This is a genomic window from Ruegeria sp. CDSA033 (genome assembly GCF_059612305.1).
This window is the reverse complement of record NZ_JBXWQI010000030.1, coordinates 1-21,846: the sequence shown is the minus strand read 5'-3', so window position 1 is coordinate 21,846 and position 21,846 is coordinate 1. Positions and strand designations below refer to the sequence as shown.

Below are 21,846 nucleotides of genomic sequence, written 5' to 3'. Positions count from 1 at the left end.
TTGGTCGGGCCGGGTTCCTTCTTGGGCTCAACCGCCGCAAAGCTGGGCTGTTGAACTGATTGGCAGTTCATCTGCCGTCATGCCATGCTTTTCCATAATCGCAATATGTTCAGCTGAACCAATGAAATCTGCCATCGTTGCATTGAAGGCAGTGACGAATTCCGCATCATCCGGACGGAAGGCAAACGCGCCGTGCGACACCGCCGGCTGATCTGCCACTTCGGCAAAAACCGGAGTGGACTCGACGCCTCCGGGATCGTTGGCAATGATCTGCCGCACACCTGGTGCTGAAACCGCCCAGGCATCAATGCGGCCGGCTTTCAGCGCCGCAACACCCGTTGGGTTGTCCGGCAGTTGCGAAATACTTACATCATCCACACCGGCAGCCTGTGCATAGCCGACCTGAGCGGCCCCAGCCACGGCACCCACTTTCAGGCCGTTCTCGGCAATGGACTCGTAGTTGCTAACGCCTTTCGGATTACCTTTTTCTACCAACATCGCTTGCTGAATGCCGAATGTCGGTTCGGAAAATTGCACTTCGGCGCAGCGCTTGGGCGTCACGAACATGCCCGCAGCAACCACATCGAAACGATCGGCTTTGAGCCCGGGGATCAGCGCACCCCATTCGGTCGAGTTCGCCTCAGCCACTTTTCCACCCATCTTTTCTAGGACGGCTGTGAGTGTTTCGACATCGGTGCCAACCAGGTTATCATCGGCGTCCTTGTAGGCATAAGGCGAGAAATTATAGAACGCGACCCGCAGACCTTCGCCCGTCGCGCGGTCGTTCAGGGTTTCGGCAAGGCTGGCCGTTGCAGAGAGGGCAACGGTAACCATAGCTGTCGCAGTAGACAGCAGGTGTCGGCGCGTGAAATTCATGTCAGTTCTCCTTGTTGACGAGTAGTTTTTTCTTTTTCGAAGTTTTCAAGCAATCGGCCAAAGCCGGGTATACTGTTCGTCAGGCCTGAATGGGTGACAAGCTGCCAGACCATCGCCTGATTGCTGGAAATCACAGGCAAGCCTGTCGCGGTTTCTATGCTTTCCAGTACCGTCAATGACTGGAAGTCAGTACAGGAGACAAAGGTCGCATCGACGCCCCAAGTACTCAGCGACGTGGCCACTTTGAATATCGCTTCCGGGGTCACGCGGCTGATATCAGCCGACCTGGTGATACCGAAATCATGTCGGTTGACGATTTCGAACCCGCGCTCAGAAAACGTGCGCGCCATCAGATCGGCGATTTCGCTTTCATATGGGGTGACGAAGTTCAGGCGTTTGGCACCAAGATGGTCGAAGGCTGCACAGGCAGCCTCTACAGGGTTTACAACAATGGCTTTTGGCGACGACTTACGGATTGCGCTGCGTACATTGTCCGATCCGATAGCGATCGTGCCCGAGGTACAACCCAAAACCACAGCATCCAGTTCCACCTCAGGATTGAGGAGATCTACTGCGTCGCTCAGGACCGACGCCATTTTTGCCAGCTGTTCCAGCGTGCAGTCGCCTCCAAAAGCAATTCTGGTGGTGTAAGTCAGAGCTTCGCACGGCAGCATACGAGTCAGGTCGCGCTCGATCACCTGATCATTGGCCAGGGCGACAACACCAATGCGATACTCGCCCGGACTGTTCCCGAATATCTTGCTTGTGTCCATTTATCGGCACCTCACAGGCTTATCGGACCTGACCGCTTCGTCAGAGAGACCAACCGGCCGGAGCAAACGCCCCGGCCAGCCTAGCAACCTTAGCCTTCACACAGATCTGCGGTGCTGCGCGCAGGCAGTTCGCTTTTCTGCAGGCCGTGCGCCTCCATGATGGCGATATGCTCTGGCGTGCCGATGAACGCGGTTAGAGTTTCGTTGAATTTCTTCACGAATTCGGCCTCGTCCGGGCGGAAAGCATAAGCACCATGGGGGCTGGCGGGCTTTCCGCCGACTTCGGCAAAGGGTTCGAGCATTTCAAAACCTTCACCACCGTCGCTGTCCACGGCAATCCGTGCCCCGGGTGCGTCAATGGTGAACGCGGCGGCGCGGCCTGCACGAACAGCAGCCAGTCCGGTCGGGTTGTCAGGCACCTGCATGATGTTGGCATCTTCGACACCAACGCTCTTGGCCCAGTCGACTTGCGCGGTACCGGCAATCGCTGCCAGCGTCTTGCCGGATTCGGCGATGCTCTCATACGAGCTGCCCAAACCATCGGGGTTGCCCTCGGGTACAATGATGGTGTTCCGAATACCGAATGTCGGCTCTGAAAAGGCAACTTCGCCGCAGCGCTTGGGCGTGACAAACATGGCCGCTGCGACGATGTCGAACCGGTCAGCCTTGAGGCCGGGGATCAGGTTGCCCCACTCCGTGGCAGTCTCGGACTGGACCTTCAGACCCATCTCACCCAAAACATGGCGCAGAATTTCGACTTGCTCACCGACGACTTCGCCACTTTCGTCAACATATCCAAAGGGTGCAAAGTTATAGTAGGCAACGCGTAACCCGTCCCCGGCACCACGCTCGGCCACGGTTTCCGCACCTGCCGACATTGACATCGATGCCACAGCCAGGCCCGCAAGAGCGCTTAACGCAGTTCGGCGTGAAAAAGTGGAACCCATTGTTTCCTCCCATTTTGTTGGTTACGGATGAGGCACCGCACCCGATGTACGGCGCCTCTGCTTGATCAGGCTTCGATGACCGGAATTTCCCAATCGGCCACGGGGGCAGACAGCAGGTCCGGTTCACCTTCGGTTACGGCCCAGTTGTCTTCGGCGTTGATAAAGCCGAGATGGTTCGAAAAGTTCGGGTTACAGGCAAAGACGTTGCCCACTTCAAAAGTGATATCCTCGAACGCGGCCAGCGACGGGTATTCGGTGGTCTCAATGCCGACGCCATGGCCGACGCGGCCAACACCCATTGTCTTCAGACCACGCTCATCCAGATATTTGTCTACCACGCGGATAACGTCAGCAGGCGTGTTGCCCGCGGTCAGCTGCATGTTGCAATCGTGGCGCAGCTTCATGGCCCAGGTATAGAACTCGGATAATTCCTCCGAGGGCATGCCGACCGATGCGGTCCGCGCCAAATCCGACCAGTAGCCGCGATAACTGACACCTACGTCAAAGCCTAGTGTTTCACCCTTCTGGATTACACGGTCGGTCGGCAACAGCACGATACCCTTTTCGTTGGCACCCGACAGCACGCACAGCAGCGAAATCTTTTCCGCCCCGTTTTCAATCAGGTTTTCCCGCAGAATCTGGGCGACTTCGTTTTCGGTCATCCCAGCGCGCACCTGTGTAAAGGTCTTTTTCTGTGCTTCAGCTGAAATGATCGAAGCTCGTCGTAGATATTCAATTTCCTGAGGTGATTTTACATTGCGCACTTTTAGGATGACGTCGGCGGCATCGACAAACTCGGCTTCTGGCAAGCCTTTCATGACTTCCTGAAGGCCCAGGTAGGAAATACCCAGATACTGTTCACGGCCGAGTTCACAGCCGATCTTAGCCTTGGACAGGCCCAGGTCATTCAACACACCGATGATGAACTCGGGGTGACCCATTAGACCGCCGGTGGTGCGAATATCTGTGATGAACGAGGTCTGCTCGACCTGCGCAACCTCGAACGGCATGGTGATCAGCGTCGGATCGCCGTCCTTGGGGATGATGACCATGTACGAACGAATCTTGTCGACTGCGCACTGCTCGGACCGGTGACCAGAGTAGTACTGATAGTTCAACCGCTCGGTGATCAGCATCGCATCAAGGTTCTTTTCAACCATCAGCGCGCGCGTTTTTGCAAAGCGCTGTTCGAATTCCTCGCGTGAGAAGTCTGCGTATTGGGGTGCCATAAGAGCCCTGTAATTCTGAGTTGACGTTGGAATAATACTAGATAATATATTATTTGAAGCAAGACATTTCTTTAAGGAGTCGCGGGATGAGAGTTTTTTCGGATGCGCAGGTAAAAGATGCCCTTCCGTGGGACGAACTGATTTCGCAATTGCGAAAATCATTCGCAAAGGGCGTGTCGCAGCCGTTGCGTACCGCGCACACCATCCCGGTCCCCGGTGAGCCCGACGCCTCGTTTCTGGCCATGCCCGCCTGGGAAGAAGGCGGTAAGCTGGCAGTTAAGATCCTGATTATCGCGCCCGGAAACTCGAGCCGAAACCTGCCGGCGGTAAATGCTTCAGTAATGGTATTTGATGCCGTGACCGGTCAAGCCGAAGCGGCCATGGAAGGTGGTGAGCTGACAGCGCGCCGGACGGCAGCAACCTCGGCGCTTGCCGCGGATCTAATGGCTCGCAAAGACGCAAGAAACTTGCTGATCGTCGGCGCCGGTACAATTGCGGAGAACCTGATTTCCGCCCACCGTGCTGTGCGTGGCTATGAATCAATCCAGATTTGGGCGCGCCGACCAGAACAGGCTGAAGCGCTGGCTGCAAAGTTTGATGACAGCGTAACGGCAACATCCGATCTAGATACAGCTATCCCCGCGGCAGATGTGATCGCCACCGCTACGATCGCCCATAACCCGCTGATCAAGGGCGCGCTGTTGAAAGAGGGCGTGCATCTGGACCTGGTCGGCGGCTTCACCACCGACATGCGCGAGGCCGATAGTGACGCCCTGAAACGTGCTGCGCGCGGTATCATTGTTGACACTTATGACGGCGCGATGGCTGAGGCGGGCGATATCACCCAACCACTGGCCGAAGGCGCTATAACCCGTGAAGACATCGTCGGAGACATGGCCGAGCTTTGTCGCGGCGAGGCTCAACCACGCACGTCCGATTTGCAAATTACTATTTTCAAATCCGTAGGAGCCGCCATCGAAGATTTCGTGGCCGCTCGCATGACTGCTGCATCCTAAAACCTGACTGGAAAGAAAATGACAGAGTTCAGATTCGCACGCCGCTCCGCCATCCTTGGTAAATCGGTTTTCGATCATGCCCCGGGTACGATCGCACTCAACTCCGGCGCGGCTTACCCACCCTGCCTGCCCGACGTCGTACGCGAAGCGACCGAAGCGGTTGGCCCGCTGCGCGAAGAGGCCATGCAATATGCACCGTTGATGGGGCTGGACGACCTGCGCGACGAGATATGTAATTTCGTAGCCGAAGATGGAATTCAAGCCAGCCGCGAAAACGTGCTGGTCACCTATGGATCCAAAAGTGCTTTCGATCTGGCCCTGCGCACCTTCTGCGAGGCCGGAGACGCGGTGATCGTGACCCGCCCGACCTATATGACCGCCGTGCATATCATGCGCACACACAATGTCCGCTTTATCGACATCGATCAGGACGAAGAGGGGTTCTGTGCCGATAAGTTGGAACAGAAACTGCAAAATATGGAAAACAACGCCGAACAGATGCCCAAACTGCTGTTCGACGTACCGGATTTCCACAACCCGACCGGCGTCACGACATCATTAGCTCGACGCAAGAAGATGCTGGAACTGGCACAACGCTTCAATTTCGTAATTTGCGAGGACGATCCCTATCGTCGCATCCGGTTTGAAGGTGAAGTGATCCCTTCGATCAAAACCATGGACACGACCGGGCATGTCATCAGCCTGGGTACTGTTTCCAAAATCCTGGCCCCCGGGCTGCGCGTGGGCTGGGCCATTGGTGATGCAGGCGTGATCCGCCGCATGGCGCTGCAAAAGGCCGACGGCGGTTCGAACGCGTTTGCCCAGCGGATCGTTGTTCAGCTTATGCAGTCGAATAAAATGGCGCATCATATCGACGAGATGATTCATCAGATGCGCATTCACCGCGACGCTATGATCGAAGCCTTTGCCGAGCACATTCCAGAGGCCAAAGTCCGTGCCCCGCAGGGTGGTTACTTCTTGTGGGCGGAACTGCCTGAAGGCACCGACGCGGAACAGTTGGTCGAGTTGGGAATCGCGGAGGGCGTAGAGGTATCTTCGGGCCGCCTCAGCTTTCCAATCGAGGATCCAGGCAACTTTATTCGCATGGCCTACAGCTTCATCACTGTGGACCAGATCAAGGAAGGCATCGCCAAGCTTGGCGTCGCCTGGCGCAAACTCCAATCCAAAGCACAAGCGGCATAATAAGAAGGATCATCCCAATGCCCTGCCCCAAAGTAAGCCTCGCCCCGTCCTGCGAGATCGATCTGGACGCCGAAGGTAAGCACCACGGATATGTTCGTATTCAGTTCAGTTCGGATAGGTCCGCCTATGGTTGGCTGCCAATGCCGATTATGTCGATTAAGAACGGTGACGGACCGGTCGCTGTTGTTATCGGTGCCAACCACGGTGACGAATACGAAGGTGTGTCAGTCACGAACGGACTCTATCAGGAGCTGGAGCCCGGCGATATCAAAGGTCAGATCATCTTTCTGCCAGCTGCCAATGCACCTGCATTCTACTCTGGCCGCCGCACCTCGCCGCTGGATTGGACCGGTGAGGCCAACCTGAATCGGATGTTCCCCGGCAACCAGTACGGCTCGCCCACCGAGATGATCGCCTGGTACATCACCAACCATATCGTGCCCCGTGGTGACGCGTTCTTTGACTTGCATTCGGCTGGTAAGTCCATCGACCACCATCCTTCCGTGAAAATCCGCCTGATGAACGATCCGGCCAAGGATGCGATGCAGATGAAATTCCTTGAGTTGTTTGGCGCGCCGCTAGGTATTGTTGGTGACCGGGTGCACGAGACTACCCTATCGGGAGAGATCCTGCCGCTGGACAAGATCTATCTGTCGACTGAATTGGGTGGGGCGGGCAAGATCCGCCCATGGATCCGCGATTTCGCTTGGAACGGCATGAAGCGCTGCTTGCGTGAACTGGGTGTCCTGCAAACCGAAGAGGTTTTGCCTGAACCCGAACACAAGGTCGCCCTGAAGGCGATGCAGACCGGCGACCACTACATTTTCGCACGTAAGGACGGCATGTTCGAACCTCGCGTAAATCTGGGCGATGTTGTCGAAGACGGTCAATTTGCCGGTTACATCTGGAACCTTAAAGAACCATGGGAAAAGCCCGAAGAGCTGCATTTCAACAAAGGGGGTGTTGTTTTCTGCAAGCGCACACCGGCGCTATGTGAGATCGGCGATACGCTGTTTTTCACACTCAGCGATTATAAAGGATAACACCTTCGACAAACCAAAGGCACGGCCCCTCTCCCCTCGAATGCCATGCCTTAGGAGGCGCGCAGCATCGCTGCGCGCTTTTGACACCGCTCTGACTAACGAAGCAGATTGCGTTTCCAATAGTTTTGTTTTTCTTTTGCTGCCCGGCGCTGCGATGCTGAGCTTCAGCGCCGCTATCGAGCCGCTACGCATCGCCAACAAGCTGAGTATGCGCACGGTTTACGAATGGCAAACCGTATCGCTGGACGGTGAGCCGCTGCAATTTTCCAACGGTGTGAACGTGGCTGTTGATGCCTGCTGTCACCAGCCCGACAAACCTGATTACGCCTTTGTCGTCGCCGGAAGCGAACTGAGCATTTCCATCTCCAAAACCCACCAGATGAGAGGTCAGGGGATGTCCATTCCATCAGAACCGCCATGCCATCGTCCGTTCCATCTCTCTGATCAGGGCAGCAGGAGAGGTTTACGTTTTGTGTCCCTGGCTTTGCGTATCTTGCCTGTCTCACCCTGGATAAGCCGGCGGCGCAGCCAGCCCGAGAACCAGTCCATCAGCATCACCATCAGAATGATCAGAACGATGTAATAGGCGACCTCCTCCCAATCCTTCTGGGTGATGATTGCTTGCGTCAGCAACAGGCCGATGCCACCGCCGGTGATCGCACCGATCACCGTGGCGCTGCGGGTGTTGGATTCAAGAAAGTAGAGCAACTGACTTAGTAGCACCGGCGTCACCTGTGGGATCACACCATAGCGATAGCGTTGCGGTGCATTCGCCCCGGTGGATTGCACACCTTCGATCTGCTTTTCGTCGACGTTTTCCAGCGCTTCCGAGAAGATCTTGCCGAACGTGCCGGTATCGGTCACCAGAATGGCCAGTGCTCCCGTCAGCGGGCCGGGTCCAAAAGCGCGGGCCAGAACAACCGTCCAGATCAGCGCGTCTACGCCGCGCACAAAGTCAAACACACGCCGCGTCAGAAACCGGACGGATTTGATCGGGTTGAAATTTCGCGTGGCGAGAAACGCCAATGGCAATGCAATCATACCCGCGCCTAACGTGCCGAGAAATGCCATCAGGATGGTTTCAAAAATGGCCCAGGCAACATCCTGATGCCGCCACATCTTGTTGGTCCAGAAATCGTTAAAGATAGCTCCGGCCTCGCCTTGCGCAGCAAGACCGGCCAATTCAGGGAACGACTTACCATAGTAAGGGCTATCAAGCGTGAACCAGAACAGCTCCCACCCATTGAAATAGCGGAAGACCTCAGACCTGTTGCGGGTCACGGTCAGGCGCCCCGCATCCGTTGTAATCGCCATGCGGTTTTTTGAAACGTTGATCCAATCCGGCACCTCGCCTGCGGGCAGTTCAGCCTGAACACCAGCAGAACGGGTCGGTGTCGCGCGTACGGTGCCATAGCCGGGGATATCGTATTCCACCGTCTCGGGACCAAAGCGGACGATGTGGCCGTCTTCCAGATCAATGACCGTAGTTTCGCCTAAACTCACCCAGCCCGGAGCCTCACCGTCGGGGTAGCGACCCTTGCGTTCACCTTCGATGGCGGTGGAAACCTCACCGGTGCGATTGTCACGCGAAACATGCGTTTTGTAGCTGTAGCTGTCTGCAATCAGCGTTTTGCCGTTCTCCCAGTTCGCACGCTGGGCCATTCCAGACACGTCGAAAGCAAAGAACACGTAAATCAGATAGACAAAAACAAGCGCGGGCAATCCAAAGTTGGTCAGCCGTTTGCGGTTGAACAGACGGTCAGCTTCGGCTTTCAACTCATCGACGGTCAGGTCGGTGGCAAAAGTGCTCATGCCCGTGCTCCTTTCTCGGAACCGTGGGTCAGACGCTCACACAACAGACCCGACATCTGATCGACAACAACAATCGTGACGAACAGCAGAAGGAAAATAGCAGCAGCTTCGTCATAACGCCCCTGCCCCCAGGACATCGCGTTGCGCAGCTCGTAACCCAAGCCGCCGGCGCCAACAAAACCAAGAATGGCCGAGGCGCGAATGTTGATCTCGAACCGCAGCAGCGCATAGCTGACATAGTTCGGTCCAACCTGCGGGATCACGCCCAGATACATCCGCTGAGACCAGTTTGCACCGACCGAATGCAGCCCTTCGACCGGCTTCAGCGAGGCATTTTCGTTCACTTCCGAGAACAGCTTGCCAAGCGCACCCGCCGTATGAATGGCAATGGCAATCATTGCGGGCACCGGACCACCGCCCAACACAAAGATCAAAACCAAAGCGATAACGATTTCAGGCACCGCGCGAAAGATATCAGCGATGCGACGAAACAGCGGGATAAGCGAGGGCCACAATGCCATGCCACGCGTGGACATCAGCGCCAGAAACGTCCCGGCGATGGCCCCTATCAACGTCGAAGCCGCAGCGATATTGAGTGTCTCGACCAGAGCCGGGAAAAACTTCACAAGGTTCTCCGGCATCGCGCCGATCTTTTCCCATGCTTCCGACAGAACCTCGGTCGGGTAGTCGAGGATACGGTGCCAGCCGTCGACAAAGCTGCCGGCATTACGGTCGTCGGCAGTGCGGAAACCCGCTGCCATCATGGCCACGAATACGATCAGAAGGATACCACCATAGACCCGCTTGCGTCGCGTCATCTCGGAATAGTCGGCCCGGATCTGGTCGACGCTGGGGGACCCTACGGTCAGGTCTGTCATGGAATGCTCCTGAGTGGAAAAACGGGGTCCGGTTGTGCGCCGGACCCCGATCATTGTGCTTACGGACTTAGTTGGACTTCAGCTTGCGCGCTTCGATAATGATTTCGTAGGCGTCGTGGGTGATCGGCATAAGGCCTTTGGATTCACCGCCCAGAACGTTGTACATGCAGTCCGGATCAATCGAATTCATCGAGGCCAGCATACCGGTCATCTTGATTTTGACATCCTCGGGCAGTTCGGTGCGCAGAACAAACGGGCCTTCAGGGATCGGAGCGGATTTCCAAATCTCGACCAGATCGTTCATGTCGACCAGGCCGGCATCCACGGCACGGCGCAGCGCGCCGGACTGATAACCGTCTTCCCAGTCCCCAAGGCCGTCGGCCCATGTCACGCCACCGTCGACATCACCGTTGTTTACGGCCACAATGGTCTGCTCATGACCACCGGTGAATTTGACTTCACCAAAATAATCACCCGAGGTCATGGTTGCACCGGTTGCCTGCGGAATTTCGATCGACGGGATAAGGAAGCCCGAGGTCGAATTGGGGTCGCCGAAGCCAAAGGTCTTATCCTTCATGTCTTCCAACGAGGCAATGCCTCTATCCTTGCGGGCAAATCCGATCGAATAGTAGCCATAGCTACCATCCGTGTTGACTTTGACCAGAACAGGCTCGACCGCCTCAGGATCGCTCAGGTAGGTTTTGGCGTACCCTGATGCACCCAGCCAAGCCATGTCGATAGTGCCGCCAAGCAGCCCTTGAATGACGCCGTTATAGTCCGCCGGTGCAAACAGTTTGGTTTCAACACCCAGCAATTCCTGGGTCTGCTCGCGCAGGCATTCCTGCTTGCTCAGACGGTCCTGTGCGTTTTCTCCGCCCAGAATACCAATGCGGAATTCGGAAATATCTTGCGCCATGGCTGGCGCGGCTATCGCAGTTGTGGCCACCAGGGCGGCAATCAGTTTTTTCATCTGTCTCTCTCCGGTTTGATATGCCGGCCTTTCATCGGCCGGTCGATGAAAGGGGTGAATTGGGCCTAGATGGTCGCCTCGGCTTCCATCAACGCTTTTGAGGTCGCGTCGAGTGTTTCAATCTGGGTCGAAGTTGCCTCTTCCGAGAAGCTGGCGTCGGCGCCGTAAATTTCGCGGGCCACGCCAGTTGTCAGTTGCTCGGGCAACCCGTCGAAAACGATACGTCCGTCGCGCATACCGACGACCCGGTCACAATAGCGGCGGGCGGTATCCAGCGTATGCAGGTTGGCGATGACGGTGCGGCCGTCTTCTTCATGGATGCGGCGCAGCGCCTGCATCACCACCTGCGCGTTCATCGGGTCCAGCGAGGCGATGGGTTCGTCCGCCAGAATGATCTTAGGGTCCTGCATCAGGGCGCGCGCGATGGCGACGCGCTGTTGCTGACCACCCGACAGCGCTTCGGCGCGTTTGGGCGCGTGCGCGGCGATGCCGAGGCGATCCAGAATATCAATCGCACGGTGGATATCTTCCATCGGGAACAGGTTAAACATGGTCGCCAGTGTCGAGTGGCGGTTCAACGTGCCATGCAGCACGTTCGACACCACATCCATGCGCGGCACCAGATTGAACTGCTGAAAGATCATCGCGCAATCAGCCTGCCATGCGCGTTTATCACGGCCTTTCAGCTTGGTGATATCACGACCTTGAAACAGGATCTCGCCGTCGCTTGCATCCGTCAGACGATTGATCATCCGCAACAACGTCGACTTGCCCGCGCCGGACCGCCCGATGATGCCAATCATGCATGGCTTGTCTACATCCAGCGTCGCTGCATCAACGGCCACGTTGTCGCCAAAGCGCTTGGTCAGTTTTTCTATCCGCAGCACGTGCCACCCCCAATTCGTGTTGGCGACCAGCTACAGGCGGGATTCAACGGCTTTGTGTCGGCACAGTGAAAGTTTTGTAACGGGGCTTAACTGGTCCTGTCACGGAATTGTTCCACTCCTTTGGCTTGGTATTTTGCCACAAAGGAGAAACTTCATGGCACAGAAACCAACCCCGGAATTTCGCGCAGAAGCGGTTCGTATCGCGCTGACCAGCGGCCCGAGCCGCAGGCAGGTTGCTGCTGACCTTGGCGTCGGCTTCTCGACGCCGAGCCGCTGGGTACAGCAAGACCGGCGCAACCCTGAGAAACCGCCCGTCCAGTCCGATCTCGAACGCGAGATCGCGGAGCTGCGGAAAGAGAACAGCATACTCCGGGAGGAGAGGGACATTTTAGAGAGGGCCACTGTGTGGTTCTGTCGCAAACTTTTTAGGAGGCAGCATACGTGAAGCTGATGAACTGATTATCCTGCCAGTTGGGCGAACTGCTGAAACGGACGGAGTTCGGGCGTGAACTGACCTTTGCGGATCATGTTGACCAACTCTATTCCCGCCAGGACAGATGCGGCTGACGCGTAAGACTTAAACCCCAGCATGGGTTTGATCCTTCGTTTGATGAAACGGTGATCCTGTTCAATGATATTATTGAGGTATTTTCGCCTGACAATTTCAATCGGGATCGGACAACCAAAGCTTTTGATTGGGTATATCGTCCGGCTTCTTTGGTTTTGTTTTTGGCTGTCATTTTGTCGCTCGTGTCTTAGCCAGAAACGTCGCAAAGGGTATAATGTTGCCTTGCACGCTGGCTGCTTCCAATGCGCGCATATATTCGTTCCTTTCTTCGACGCGGATTACCGTCCATGGCTGACCGGTCGCCGCCATCATGACGTTCATCAAGAAGCGCGCGATGCGACCGTTACCGTCCATGAATGGATGGATGAACACGAAAAAGAAATGTCCCAGCACGATCCGCACCGCCGGATCTTGCTCTGCCTTTAATAGATCAAAGAACACGGGCATACAGTCGCGCACCGCTTCAACGCTCATTGGTACATGTTGAGATTGGCGAATGTAGACGGGAGATGATCTGTAGCCGGCAAGTTGTGAGGCCTTCAAGATACCGGCAGTAACGGAAGGCGCAAAAAGACTGCGATACCAATCGCTCAAATCTCTTTCAGCAACTTCGCCTGCGTCAGTCCCTTGCAGAACCGCCCGAACGCTTTCCTTTACGCGTTGGAATGCTTCCCAATAACCGCGCGCAGCTAGAGCGTCCTTCAGCGCTCGGTCTTCGGCGTCGTCTTCCGGGTTCCAGGTTCCTGATCTGACCTTTTCGATGAGTTCGGGTGAAACCCTATACCCTTCAATCGACAAAGAGTGGTAGGCGTCCGTGACGTAGATGTCATCCATCTGTTGGAGATAAGCCTCGATGTCGTTCGCGATGGGCTTGTCCCCCGGAAATAGCTCAATCGCGTCTTCTCGCATAGTCGCCCATTTCAGTCGAATTCGATGGACATGTGGGGATGTTACTCGCCCGGCGTTGGGTACCGCGATGGATTGCTCAAACGGGTTGACCTCTCGCACGTCGTGGGACGCGGCTCTCATGGCAGATAGAACTTCATCCGCGATTTTTTCAGAGCCGATGCTGCGAAAGGCTCCCGCCAATCTTCCTGCGGCACGCGTGTGACCGCCGTCCAGCAATTTGCCGAGAAGCTGTGATGCGTCGGGAATGATCGCCAGAACCGTGCGCGCTTCAGTTGGATGGTTTTGAAAGAATGCCTCAGGCACCAAGATCAAAGCGTCTTCTGCTCCAAACAGTCGGAGCCCGTCCCTGATCACCGCATCTTGTCCTTGAGCGATCGCCGCTTTGGTTTCAAAGAGCGATGTGTTGTGCGGGAGGTCCGTTTTTGAGTTGCCAGCTTTTGGCGCACGCACCAAGAGTTGTGCTGGTACCGTCGTGTCACCCGCGTGCAATATCAGGCTCTGTTCGGGTGAAAGGGACCAGTCGTCTCCGAAGCGATCGCTCAAATATTGGGCGCAGAAATCCCAAAAGGATGTGTACCACGCCGTACTTTCACCAGCGGTTTCCTCGGGTCTGGAAGGGACGTACCATCCTTTCATGACTTCCTTCAGAAAGCCTGACTTCATCAGACGTTCGCGGTGAGTACGAGAGATATCCTTGGACCTGATCGCGACCGCACCCTTCGATTGTAGAGTCTTCAACGTTTCCAGTGAACTTGCGAGTTTTTCGGCTGCACTTGCCATGATGTCCTCGGAGTGGATCAGATATTAGGTTTTAGCGCTGTACATCACACAGGTTTATGTGTCGATCAAGTATTAGGTTTTCTTGATGCTCAAGCTTTAGGTAGAGGTGATGATTAGCGCATTCAATATAACCACAAGGAAGACCAAAACTAGTTTTTGGATATTGGAAACTTACCCAAAGCCGGTAACGATAATCAGAATTTATCGTTTAGATTTGGGGGGGATCACATCGGGACAATGAGCACGGCATTGGACCCAGGCTCTCCTGTCATCAGTTTTCATGGTATGAGTGGAATTGCACCTCGGCAACCATCCAATCGATAACACGTTTCTGTGCCGTTATTGGGTTCTTTGGGTAGATCAGATGGTTCTGTCGCAAACTTTGTCCCCACCTGTCAGGTCGAGCGTAGCTCTGGTAGCGCGCACTAGAACATGACAGGAGCAGGCTGTGACGATCTCATTTAAGGGCGCACATTTTCCGAAAGACGTGATCTTGCACGCGGTTTTCTTCTACCTGCGCTACGGGGTGTCATACCGGGATCTGGAAAAATCATGGCAGAACGTGGCGTTGATCTGGATCACGCGACGCTGAACCGCTGGGTAAGTCGATATGCCGGTCTCATGGCTGATGCCGCGCGGTATAGAAAGCGTCCCACCGACCGTTCATGGCGCATGGATGAGACATATGTGAAAGTGAAGGGTGAGTGGGTTTACCTGTATCGCGCCATCGACAAGTTCGGAAAAACGCTTGATTTCATGCTGTCCGAGCGCCGGAATAAAGCCGCTGCGACGAAGTTCTTCGCCCGCGCGCTTGAGGTGAACGGTTTGCCGCATAAGATCGTTATCGACAAAAGCGGGGCCAACACTGCCAGCATCAAGGCCATAAACAAGATGCTCAAGAGCTTTGGTTGCCCGATCCCGATCGAAATGGTCAGGCGGAAATACCTCAATAACATCATTGAACAGGATCACCGTTTCATCAAACGAAGGATCAGACCGATGCTGGGATTCAAATCTTTCGCTTCAGCCGCGTCTGTCCTGGCAGGCATAGAACTGGTCAACATGATCCGCAAAGGTCAATTCACATCCGGACTCCGTCCGTTTCAGCAGTTTGCCCAACTGGCAGGTTAAACTGCTCACCAATTCCACGGATGCTCTGCCATCTAAAAAGTTTGCGACAAAACCCTTCAGATCACGCTGTTTAAGAATCAATTGAGTGAAGAGTTTGAATCCTGACTACAATTAAATCTCATTTGTATTATGGAGTTAATTTTGAACTCAGAAGGTTCGAGATTTCAACAAATCTGATCGCCCTCCCGGCTGAGCCGGGTAATTCGGATACATTGTCATAGTAGCCCAAATAAACACCACAATACGCGGGATCTCCCCACGTATCGAGGTATAACGGCTGTAATTCTAGCTCTGTGATTCCATTGTTTTCCACTTGCTCTAATAGCAAATCATAGTCATCATCAGATGGCGAAGAGAGAACCTCCGCTGGTTCTTTGCTAACCGAACGAGCATCAAGCAGATAAGTTATCATCGTCGATGCCACTTGGTCTAACTCGTCATAGACCTTAGACAGTTGTTCGACGCCAAGCTTATGAGCACCTTGGCGAGCAGCAATTGCGCAAGCAATTGGATCGTCGAAAGAGCGGAGGTAATGGTTGCGAATGCTAAATATCTCGATCCGTTGCTCATCTGTCAGCGAATTTCCGTACTTCGATAGCCGTAATCTATAGTCCTGTATTTGTTGATTGAGTGAGTTACGGGTGTTCTGATTATCTGGTAGGCGGTGTTTGTTCCCAAAGAGGCGATCAATAATATTGTCCATATCTTCTGGAGCTTTTTGATCGATAGCCTGCCAGAACTCAGACAATTCCCCATTCAACATCATTTCCCGCATTTCTTTGCGATTGATGCCTGGGCCAAAATCGAGGGCTTCATCAGCAACAACATGATTTGAAACAACGCCGTTAGCCGTATCAATATTTGTCCCAGCAACGGAAACCACGTTTGCTGCCAACTCGCCCCCATCAGTATTAGCTCTATTAGGGCAGGCAAAAATGCGACTTTCCGGTGCTACCGATGTTTCGCCACAAGTAGAAGCGTTTGAAAAAGACATCTCTTGTCCAAAACGCATGAGAATGGCTAGAACCGCGCAAAGAAGCGCCGCGCCATATATAAAGAATCTCGGTCTCAATTGCCTGCTGCCGCCAACTTCAATCGCCTCAAAGTAGTTTTGGGTTTGACTTAATACAACACTAGACTTTCTGTGCCCTTCCTCAGGGGTTTTGGGACAGATTTCAGGCGATTTTTGAAGAGAGTCTGTCCCATCGAACCTGCGTCAGGATGCGAATTCGTCGCAGGGCTACAGCGTGAAAGCTGACATTCGCCTCACCGCAGAACTTTGGGAGGTATGGGCCACACAGCAGACCTTCGCTGCGGTCGCAATATTCGGCTCGACTAAGGGCAGCTTCGCGCAAAAAGCCGAATTGCAAAGTCAAGGGATGAGCCCTAGAGCCTTCTTCAAAGAAAGACCCCAAGGACCAGACTCGCAAACAACTTTCCCAACTAGTAGCTGTAGTCTCATGAGTCTGTGTTAAAGAAAGCAAAGACCAGCAAACTTGGAATTTCCGCCTTCTGTGAGATCCTTTCCAAGTGTGTTTCACCATGCGGTCTGAATATTTCCAATGCGTGATCGCCTGGATGCAGACTTGGCAATGCCCTAGAAATATTGACATGTTTGTCGCCGCCGTACCGGGAAGCGCCAAATTCCATGACATCCTCACCTGTCAATTTGTTTACGCTAACATCACGTTATGTAGCCGCTATATACACAATTGCGTACAAATTCAGGCTCTTTTGTGATACCTTACAAATATTTCGCTGCTAATTACTCGCAGCAAGACCAATAATAACTGCCAATTTTTTGAACGGGGGGATCCAAAAATGGCATTAATTTTTAAACGTGGCGGCGACGATAAAATTTTCGGCACACCTTGGTCAGATCTCATCTTTTCAGGTCGAGGCGACGACGAGGTTCACGCAGGTGATGGGTCAGACTTCGTGTGGACCGGTCGTGGCAACGACATCGTAAATGGCGGAGCCGGTGCAGATTTCATCAAAACCGGATCAGGCGACGATATAGCCATTTTCAATTTAGCAGAGAATTCTGGAAGAAAATGGCTTTGGGATACTTACAACGGCGGAAAAGGGAAGGACACACTCAAACTCGAACTGACGAGCGAGGAGTGGTCCGATCCTGATGTTCGGGCAGAGATCACAGCGTATTTTGAGTTTCTCAAGACAGCCACTGGTCGGAAAGCCTTCCAATTCGAAACTTTGAAACTGTCAGTTTCAAAGTTCGAGGTCGCCGAACTCTATATAGATGGGCAATTGTTTGATCCTCTGAAGGAAGAAATTGACCTTTCCGGGTCGACCGGAGATGAGACAGTCACAATTACCAGCCCTGTTGGGGGTGTTGTCACAACTGGTTCCGGAAACGACGACATTACTGGCGATGTCGGCGATGACGTAATCCGTAGCGGAGCCGGAAATGACACGATCTATCCAGGCGACGGCGACGACTATGTAGACGCAGGTAGCGGGGATGATACCATCGTCGCGGGTCAAGGTGCGGGAGATGATATCTATATCGGCGGCGCTGGTAACGACACCATTAGATACACATCTGCCGCAAATGGGGTCATAGTTGATCTTCGAGAAATCGACCGCAGCGCGCAAACATCGGCCTTTTCAGCCACATTCGCCACGATCGGCGAGTTGCTGTCGAATCCACCTGCGCCAGCGCCATCGTTGGCTCCAAACACACCGACCGGATTTGCCGAAGGGGAAGATGTCGATCTGGATGCTCTTATCGGAATAGAAAACGTGATCGCTGGAGACGGGGGTGACTTTATTACAGGTTCTGATTCAGACAACTTGATCGAAAGCGGAGCGGGCAACGATGAAGTCAACGCGCTTAAAGGAAACGATTTCGTGAGAGGTGGCGCCGGTAATGACACACTGAACGGTGGAGAAGGAGATGATACATTAGTTGGAGGTGAAGGAAACGACATAATAATTGGCGGTCTTGGCTACGATACAATAGTTCTATCGGGAAATAGCACCGAATACTTGATTGAGAATGTTGCAGGAAGCACATACCGGATCACTGACTCGGTGGCGGGGCGCGACGGTGTCGATACATTTTCAAATATTTCACTTGTTGTTTTTGCGGATGTCTCACTGTTTGATTATCAATTGCCACCGGCGGGACCAATTGAAGGCACTGAGGATGATGAGACCTTAACTGGTACTACCGGCTCAGATTCCTTTTTCAGTTTTGGCGGTAACGATACTATTTTGGGCGATGACGGCGGCGACTACATTCTTGCGGATGCGGGAAATGACAACATCGACGCCGGTGAGGGTTTTGACACGGTAGACTATACGAACTCCGAATCCCCGATAGTTGTAGTTCTCGTTGATGGTGTTAATGGGACGGTGGCACACCGTTTCGGGGGCGTCGACTATTTGGACACGATCACGAATACAGAGTTTATTTTTGGCACGCTTGGCGATGACGAATTCTATGCTTCCGATACCGGTGGAGCGATATTTGAGCCCTTTGGTGGAGACGATGTAGTCACGGGAGGCGCTGGCTTCGACGGTGTTTCCTACGGATTGTTGGACCAAGCCTTTCGCGGTTTCGAAGTAATTTTTTCAACAACCGAAGCGGGGAACGCCGATGTTGTTGTCGACACACACGGTGACCGAGACACCCTAATAAGTATAGAGAATGTCGCCGGTTCTCAGAACAGTGACATATTTCTTGGGGGAGCAGGGGATCAGGTATTTGCAGATGGAAATCCTGACATATCACCTGGTGACCCAGTGTTTGGCACATCGGACCTGATTGATGGCGGAGATGGCTTCGACACTCTCGATGTTACTGGTCCACTCCCAGTTAGCATCGATATGGAAAACACACTAACACCTGAAGAAGTTACGCAGTTTGTTGATGATACTTTTGGAGGGTTTGCCGCCCTTCACCCAGACACTGCAGCTAGATTGGAATCTGACTTAACTGGGTTCTTTTGGTTCACCAACGGAGCGGGAGAAACCAGCGTAGCTCGTAGCATAGAGTCTGTAGACTTGTTCCGCGGCGCGTCAGATTTTGTTGCAGGAGATTCACGAGCTAATGTGTTCAGTGGATTTGCTGGTAACGACGAGTTGCTTGGACGTGGAGGAGATGACTTTCTATTTGGTGGCCTCGGAAACGACATATTGGATGGTGGATCTGAGCAAGACAGTTTGGAAGGAGGTACGGGAACTGACATCCTAATTGGCGGAACTGGCGATGATGAAATGGCTGGTGGTATTGACGCTGACGAGTTTCACTTCAATCCTGGGGATGGCAATGACACTATCAGCGATTTTGAACTTCTGTCGGACTCCCTGGTACTAAGCGGTGGCCTAACCATTGATAATCTTTCTGAGGCGGACATCAATGGCGACGGGGAACTGGACACAACCGTCGAGTTTTCTTCCGGTGACAGCGTAACACTACTGTTTGTCAGTGGCATCACTGACCCGAACGACTTACTGTAAGTTTACAAGCAGCCCTCGTGAGACATTCGGTCTTCAATCGCAATGGCTCTGGTCCGCCCGACTGGCGACTGAATTGTAGAGCGATGAGGAAGGGGTCTTGTCCTGCCAGTTGGCGGATCAATCGCGATTATCGGGATCTCGGAGATTCTGCCGTCAGCAAAGCCGGTGTTAGCCTCGCTTGGGTTTGTCTTGATTGGGCTCGGGGTCGTGAATGTGGTGCCGATCCTGTTTAGCGCTGCCAGACGCCATCGCTTGACGACGCCAGGGATAGCGACCGTATCGGTAACTACAGCGGGAAACGCAGACATCCTAATTAGACCAGCGTCGACCGGTTTCGTATCTGGGGTCGATTCAGGTTGAGTGCAGAAAAGGGCTTTAAGGAATTTTCCAAATAGGTCGAGTACCAATCCTTCGCCGCGCGACGCTTGATCTTGGAAGAAGGCACCGCAATGCTGTCGAACACCGCTATACTTGCCCAGGACCGCTTATTGTCATCGGCGGCATTGATCCGAGTCTGAAAATTTATGCCACTCAATTGTCGTTTCACCACCACCACTTGTGCGGAAGGAACTGATTTTGAGACAGGTCAACTACACGCAACCTCATGAGAGGATCACGAAATCGCAAAGATGTACCTAGCGCAGCAAAAACCGTATAGTTTCGTAACCTTCGGTGGGTCAGGTTCCCGGCGACGATATTGCGAAGAATAACAATCTCCTGGTGTGGCGTCTCATCGGCAAAGTGACTCCGGGTCCATTGGCAATCCACAGACGAAGGCAAATCTACGCCCCAAGACAAAGCAAAATTGCGCCCATCATTGCATATTTTCTCGCCCAACCTAGTGGAACTCCGCGCCGCATGCCCTTGCTCTATCAGCCAGTCTAACCCTTCATTTGCATTCTCAATTTCCAGTGGAATCTCAATGGGAGTCGGATCGGAAATGGGTTTGCTGAACCAATGGGGATCAAACGCCGCCATCGCAGCTTTTCCAGTTCTTTTTCTTTCTACAAATGCAGTGCGAATTGCCGGTGAAACTCTGATGTCTTGAGCCTTCACAAAGTGGATAGAACCGACGCTTTTGCCTGCATATTGTTGCAAGGCAGACTCGGCTGCTATGCCTGAACCAAAATCAAGCCCTTGCCCAAAAGACGAAAGTGTCTTTTGAGCGTTTTGGAAAACCTCATCATCCGCTGTTGTGAACTCGTCTTTTTCAGCAGACTGACAGTCGCCCGATAAACCTAGCCGCCTGTCATCCGGTGTTTTGCGTGTGACAGGGATTTGCTCATCCGCCCCTGTTATCAAAGCATCACCGCGCGAGGTGATATGTATGCCCGCTATGTTAGCGTTTTGGTCGGCAACGATATCCCAGACGGCTGATTGATTGGCACCTAGAACCAGGACAATCGGTTTCCCCATATCTTTAACAAAGACTTTGGCGTCAGCGTAACGGTCGGTTTTCACACGGTCGTAGTAACCTATATCGATAGGCAGGTCGCGTAAATTTCCTGCATCGTATGAGACGAAATGGACCTCGGAATCGCGGACAATCTGCTGCGGCAGAAAACACAAAGGACTCCCATACGATCCGGTAAGAACCCGTTGTTCAGTTTCCGCTCGTGCGATGTCCAGCGGTAAGTTTTCAGCGCTCACTGGTGCGACCGGAAAGATATGGGAAATTGCTACCAGAATTGCGCCAACAGTAACACCAATTCTAGAATTTCTCGTGATGTGTATTGTCAAAGAATAATGCCTTTAGAGGTTGGTAAAATGGCGGGCTGGATCGAGTGCATGATCAACGCTAAGGAATGGTGATCCCTGCCGCAAAAATCAGCTTAAACGTGTAGATATTAGGTTGGCAACACCTGATTCTTACTTGTAGGAGCAACCTTCCGATGTCCATGCATCCCGGACTCTTGGTTCACTGCCTTCATCTTATTACGCCACCTGTATTCGCCTGTGAGGATGATATGTGCCCAACCAAGGGGCGAGATGTGCGCATGGAGATAGACGGGTGTTTCCAATCCGGCTTTTTTCCGTTGCGCGACCGCGATGCCAAGCTGTTTCGTATTCCAGTAGATGATGATGGCGGTGAGCAGGTTCAGCCCTGCGATCCGGAAATGCTGCCCTTCGGTCGTGCGGTCGCGGATTTCTCCTTGCCTGCCAATGCGCAGAGCGTTTTTGAGGGCATGATGCGCTTCACCCTTGTTCAAGCCGATTTGGGCACGGCGCGGCATGTCTGTATCGAGCAGCCATTCGATGATGAACGGCTCTGTTGCAAACTTTTGAGCATGGCGAGCTAATTCAGCGATCGCATCGGTGTTAACCGGCTAGTTCGGCGA

General features: G+C 53.6%; 17 protein-coding genes and 2 pseudogenes. 6 read left to right on the top strand and 13 right to left on the bottom strand.

All coding sequences use genetic code 11. The annotated features are described in order from the left end of the window. Nucleotides 1–27: 27 nt before the first annotated feature. The 4 genes from ehuB (AC2FLA_RS21080) to AC2FLA_RS21065 form a co-directional block, all read right to left on the bottom strand. Nucleotides 28–876 carry an ectoine/hydroxyectoine ABC transporter substrate-binding protein EhuB gene (gene ehuB, locus AC2FLA_RS21080; protein ID WP_496725027.1) on the bottom strand — a complete coding sequence of 283 codons (849 nt, stop codon included), beginning with the start codon at nt 874–876 and terminating at the stop codon, nt 28–30. Continuing rightward, entirely contained in the window at nt 873–1,649 is a 777-nt protein-coding gene (locus AC2FLA_RS21075) for a maleate cis-trans isomerase family protein (RefSeq protein ID WP_496725025.1), read from the bottom strand. Before AC2FLA_RS21075 ends, ehuB (AC2FLA_RS21080) begins: the two co-directional genes overlap by 4 nt. Before the next feature lie 89 nt (nt 1,650–1,738). Continuing rightward, complete coding sequence (gene ehuB / locus AC2FLA_RS21070; protein WP_496725023.1) at nt 1,739–2,596, bottom strand: ectoine/hydroxyectoine ABC transporter substrate-binding protein EhuB; 858 nt, start codon at nt 2,594–2,596, stop codon at nt 1,739–1,741. Nucleotides 2,597–2,661: 65 nt separating this feature from the next. After that, nucleotides 2,662–3,825 carry a M24 family metallopeptidase gene (locus AC2FLA_RS21065; protein WP_496725021.1) on the bottom strand — a complete coding sequence of 388 codons (1,164 nt, stop codon included), beginning with the start codon at nt 3,823–3,825 and terminating at the stop codon, nt 2,662–2,664. A gap of 86 nt (nt 3,826–3,911) precedes the next feature. Between AC2FLA_RS21065 and lhpI the strand changes: the two genes are divergently transcribed. From lhpI to AC2FLA_RS21050, 3 genes are read left to right on the top strand one after another with little or no spacing between them, the layout of a single operon-like run. Beyond that, nucleotides 3,912–4,841, top strand: coding sequence for a bifunctional Delta(1)-pyrroline-2-carboxylate/Delta(1)-piperideine-2-carboxylate reductase (gene lhpI / locus AC2FLA_RS21060; protein ID WP_496725019.1), 930 nt, complete (start codon nt 3,912–3,914; stop codon nt 4,839–4,841). An 18-nt stretch (nt 4,842–4,859) separates the two neighbouring features. After that, nucleotides 4,860–6,044: an aminotransferase-like domain-containing protein gene (locus AC2FLA_RS21055; protein ID WP_496725017.1), complete on the top strand. Its 1,185-nt coding sequence runs from the start codon at nt 4,860–4,862 to the stop codon at nt 6,042–6,044. Between the two features lie 17 nt (nt 6,045–6,061). Next, on the top strand, nt 6,062–7,087 hold the full coding sequence (locus AC2FLA_RS21050; protein WP_496725015.1) for a succinylglutamate desuccinylase/aspartoacylase family protein: 1,026 nt from the start codon (nt 6,062–6,064) through the stop codon (nt 7,085–7,087). A gap of 444 nt (nt 7,088–7,531) precedes the next feature. On the opposite strand, the gene phnE (AC2FLA_RS21045) is transcribed toward AC2FLA_RS21050, so the two are convergent. The 4 genes from phnE (AC2FLA_RS21045) to phnC all read right to left on the bottom strand — a co-directional run bounded on the left by phnE (AC2FLA_RS21045) (nt 7,532) and on the right by phnC (nt 11,634). Further along, nucleotides 7,532–8,899 (bottom strand): phosphonate ABC transporter, permease protein PhnE, encoded by a 1,368-nt coding sequence (gene phnE, locus AC2FLA_RS21045; RefSeq protein ID WP_496725013.1) that lies wholly within the window; start codon nt 8,897–8,899, stop codon nt 7,532–7,534. After that, nucleotides 8,896–9,777, bottom strand: coding sequence for a phosphonate ABC transporter, permease protein PhnE (phnE, locus tag AC2FLA_RS21040; RefSeq protein WP_496725011.1), 882 nt, complete (start codon nt 9,775–9,777; stop codon nt 8,896–8,898). The genes phnE (AC2FLA_RS21045) and phnE (AC2FLA_RS21040) overlap by 4 nt, the downstream gene beginning before the upstream one ends. Nucleotides 9,778–9,844: 67 nt before the next feature. Then, the gene (phnD, locus tag AC2FLA_RS21035; protein ID WP_496725009.1) at nt 9,845–10,747 is read right to left on the bottom strand and encodes a phosphonate ABC transporter substrate-binding protein; all 903 of its coding nucleotides are present in this window, start codon (nt 10,745–10,747) and stop codon (nt 9,845–9,847) included. A gap of 65 nt (nt 10,748–10,812) precedes the next feature. Then, nucleotides 10,813–11,634, bottom strand: a complete 822-nt coding sequence (phnC, locus tag AC2FLA_RS21030) for a phosphonate ABC transporter ATP-binding protein (RefSeq protein WP_496699749.1) — start codon at nt 11,632–11,634, stop codon at nt 10,813–10,815. A gap of 154 nt (nt 11,635–11,788) precedes the next feature. Here phnC and AC2FLA_RS21025 point away from each other — a divergent pair, with 154 nt between their 5' ends. After that, the gene (locus tag AC2FLA_RS21025; protein ID WP_496725007.1) at nt 11,789–12,079 is read left to right on the top strand and encodes a transposase; all 291 of its coding nucleotides are present in this window, start codon (nt 11,789–11,791) and stop codon (nt 12,077–12,079) included. 14 nt (nt 12,080–12,093) lie between these two features. On the opposite strand, the pseudogene AC2FLA_RS21020 reads toward AC2FLA_RS21025, so the two are convergent. Together AC2FLA_RS21020 and AC2FLA_RS21015 are read right to left on the bottom strand one after the other, a co-directional pair. Continuing rightward, nucleotides 12,094–12,303: pseudogene (locus tag AC2FLA_RS21020) on the bottom strand (DDE-type integrase/transposase/recombinase); the annotation flags it as partial. Between the two features lie 67 nt (nt 12,304–12,370). Then, entirely contained in the window at nt 12,371–13,891 is a 1,521-nt protein-coding gene (locus tag AC2FLA_RS21015; protein WP_496725005.1) for a Fic family protein, read from the bottom strand. Nucleotides 13,892–14,339: 448 nt separating this feature from the next. On the opposite strand from AC2FLA_RS21015, the gene AC2FLA_RS21010 reads away from it, so the two are divergent. Continuing rightward, a protein-coding gene (locus AC2FLA_RS21010; RefSeq protein WP_496725003.1) for an IS6 family transposase occupies nt 14,340–15,022 on the top strand; the annotation gives its coding sequence in 2 pieces (ribosomal slippage) (nt 14,340–14,439 and nt 14,439–15,022; 684 coding nt in all). A gap of 127 nt (nt 15,023–15,149) precedes the next feature. Here AC2FLA_RS21010 and AC2FLA_RS21005 read toward each other — a convergent pair. Next, nucleotides 15,150–16,034, bottom strand: a complete 885-nt coding sequence (locus AC2FLA_RS21005; protein ID WP_496725001.1) for a hypothetical protein — start codon at nt 16,032–16,034, stop codon at nt 15,150–15,152. 809 nt (nt 16,035–16,843) lie between these two features. On the opposite strand from AC2FLA_RS21005, the gene AC2FLA_RS21000 reads away from it, so the two are divergent. Continuing rightward, a complete protein-coding gene (locus AC2FLA_RS21000) occupies nt 16,844–19,507 on the top strand; it encodes a calcium-binding protein (RefSeq protein ID WP_496724999.1) in 2,664 nt (887 codons plus the stop codon). A gap of 543 nt (nt 19,508–20,050) precedes the next feature. Here AC2FLA_RS21000 and AC2FLA_RS20995 read toward each other — a convergent pair. Continuing rightward, nucleotides 20,051–21,247 (bottom strand): hypothetical protein, encoded by a 1,197-nt coding sequence (locus tag AC2FLA_RS20995; protein ID WP_496724997.1) that lies wholly within the window; start codon nt 21,245–21,247, stop codon nt 20,051–20,053. A gap of 200 nt (nt 21,248–21,447) precedes the next feature. Next, nucleotides 21,448–21,771 (bottom strand): annotated as a pseudogene (locus AC2FLA_RS20990) (Tn3 family transposase); the annotation flags it as partial. Nucleotides 21,772–21,846: the final 75 nt, after the last annotated feature.

Bases quoted from the DNA above. Each gene is read 5' to 3' on its own strand.
- AC2FLA_RS21065 (WP_496725021.1), bottom strand. From the start codon at position 3,825: ATGGCACCCCAATACGCAGACTTCTCACGCGAGGAATTCGAACAGCGC.
- AC2FLA_RS21005 (WP_496725001.1), bottom strand. From the start codon at position 16,034: ATGCGTTTTGGACAAGAGATGTCTTTTTCAAACGCTTCTACTTGTGGC.
- AC2FLA_RS21050 (WP_496725015.1), top strand. From the start codon at position 6,062: ATGCCCTGCCCCAAAGTAAGCCTCGCCCCGTCCTGCGAGATCGATCTG.
- AC2FLA_RS21075 (WP_496725025.1), bottom strand. From the start codon at position 1,649: ATGGACACAAGCAAGATATTCGGGAACAGTCCGGGCGAGTATCGCATT.
- phnD (WP_496725009.1), bottom strand. From the start codon at position 10,747: ATGAAAAAACTGATTGCCGCCCTGGTGGCCACAACTGCGATAGCCGCG.
- phnE (WP_496725011.1), bottom strand. From the start codon at position 9,777: ATGACAGACCTGACCGTAGGGTCCCCCAGCGTCGACCAGATCCGGGCC.
- AC2FLA_RS21000 (WP_496724999.1), top strand. From the start codon at position 16,844: ATGGCATTAATTTTTAAACGTGGCGGCGACGATAAAATTTTCGGCACA.
- AC2FLA_RS21015 (WP_496725005.1), bottom strand. From the start codon at position 13,891: ATGGCAAGTGCAGCCGAAAAACTCGCAAGTTCACTGGAAACGTTGAAG.
- AC2FLA_RS21055 (WP_496725017.1), top strand. From the start codon at position 4,860: ATGACAGAGTTCAGATTCGCACGCCGCTCCGCCATCCTTGGTAAATCG.
- phnE (WP_496725013.1), bottom strand. From the start codon at position 8,899: ATGAGCACTTTTGCCACCGACCTGACCGTCGATGAGTTGAAAGCCGAA.
- ehuB (WP_496725023.1), bottom strand. From the start codon at position 2,596: ATGGGTTCCACTTTTTCACGCCGAACTGCGTTAAGCGCTCTTGCGGGC.
- AC2FLA_RS21025 (WP_496725007.1), top strand. From the start codon at position 11,789: ATGGCACAGAAACCAACCCCGGAATTTCGCGCAGAAGCGGTTCGTATC.
- ehuB (WP_496725027.1), bottom strand. From the start codon at position 876: ATGAATTTCACGCGCCGACACCTGCTGTCTACTGCGACAGCTATGGTT.
- lhpI (WP_496725019.1), top strand. From the start codon at position 3,912: ATGAGAGTTTTTTCGGATGCGCAGGTAAAAGATGCCCTTCCGTGGGAC.